Raw genomic sequence first — 1,535 nt, forward strand, 5'->3', positions numbered from 1 at the left:
CTAGTGCTGCTCCGCGGAAGTTCGTGGAGGGTGTTGATCAGGCTGCCTTGAGCGGGGTGCCCTCGTAGGTCCAGCGGTAGGGCTTGGCCGTCTCGTTGTGCTTGATCACGTAGGTCTCCAGCTTGTCGATCAGGTCGTCGCGGCTGGCGAAGTCGCCGTGCCGCAGGACCCGGCGGGTCAGGGCGGAGAAGAACAGTTCGGCCTGGTTGAGCCAGGAGGCGTGCGGTGGGGTCCAGTGGACGTGCCAGCGCGGGTGCGCGGCCAGCCATGCCTTGGTGTGCCTGGCGGTGTGGGAGGAGCCGTTGTCGAGCACGACGTGGATCTCCTTGTCTGGGGCGATGGTCCGGTCCAGCTGGTCCAGGAACGCGGTGAAGGTCGCTGCGTCGTTGCGGGCGATCACCTCGGTCAGCACTTCGCCGCTGGTCACCTCCAGGGCGGCAACCAGGGAAGCGGTGCCGTGGCGCCGGTACTCGAACTCCTGGCGGGCAGACTCGCCGGGGGTGGCGGGGCGCCCGGGATACCGGCGTGAGCGGGCGGCGATCGCGGTCTTCTCATCGATCGAGAGCACTACCGCACCCTCGGGCGGGTCGAGGTAGAGGGCGCACACGTCCGCCGCACGTTCCCAGAAGTCGGGGGTGTCGCGGCGGGTGAGCCAGCCGCGGACCTTGTGCGGTTTCAGGTCCAGGTCCGCCAGGATCCGCCCGACCTGCGAGGCCGAAACCGGCGCGAAGCAGGTGTCCGCAACCTGCGCGGCGATGGTCCGGTGCGACCAGGTCGCCTCCGGATGCGGCGGAGCACTGGTGGCCGTGGCCACGATCGCTACCCGCACATGGGGCCCGTAGATCTTCGGCCGTCCGGACCGCCCGGCGTCCCGCAGCCCGTCCAGGCCGCCGGCGGCGAACCGGCCCCGCCACTTGCGCACCGTGTTGACGCTGACCTCCAGCTCCCGGGCTATCGCGCCGTTGGCCAGCCCGTCCGCCGCCGCGAGCACGATCTGGGCCCGCAGCACTGCCCGCACTTGCGCCTTCGGCGAGCAGACCGTCCGTAACAGCCGCTTACGGACCTCCGGCCCGAGCACCACCGCGACCGCCGCTCCCACGCGTCCTTCACCCTGCACGGCAGACGATCATGGCGGACCGGTGTCACACCCGGCAGTATGGGCCCGTGCCGAAGAACCCCCCGGAATCGATGCAGCACCACCTGCGCCAGCGCCTGAACACCCATGCCCAGGCCCGCTGGCCGCAGCTGGCCCGCATCGACGTCCGCTTCCGCGCCGGATTCGCCTACGTAGCAGCCGAGCTGAAGGACGGGGAGGAACTCCCCCTGTGCCGCCTGCGCTTCACCGGCGTCCTACACACCTGGGGCTTCGCCCTCTACCTCGCAAGCCGGGGCGGCTACCAGGACAACTACCTGCCCACAGGACTGCCCATCGGCAGTCCCGAAGACTGCCTCGACTGCGCCGGTGGCCTCTACCTCGACACCCCCGCCTGACCGACCCCAACACCCCTCCACGAACTTCCGCGGAGCAGCACTAG

General features: G+C 70.2%; 2 protein-coding genes. One reads left to right on the top strand and one right to left on the bottom strand.

Annotated elements, in window-relative coordinates:
* Positions 1-37 precede the first annotated feature (37 nt).
* Positions 38-1,099, bottom strand: coding sequence for an IS630 family transposase (locus ACWCP0_RS42090; RefSeq protein ID WP_451083984.1), 1,062 nt, complete (start codon positions 1,097-1,099; stop codon positions 38-40).
* Between the two features lie 65 nt (positions 1,100-1,164).
* On the opposite strand from ACWCP0_RS42090, the gene ACWCP0_RS42095 reads away from it, so the two are divergent.
* Complete coding sequence (locus ACWCP0_RS42095; protein ID WP_143614887.1) at positions 1,165-1,491, top strand: hypothetical protein; 327 nt, start codon at positions 1,165-1,167, stop codon at positions 1,489-1,491.
* The last annotated feature ends 44 nt before the right edge of the window (positions 1,492-1,535 follow it).

The sequence above is a fragment of the Streptomyces sp. NPDC001970 genome (assembly GCF_053594115.1).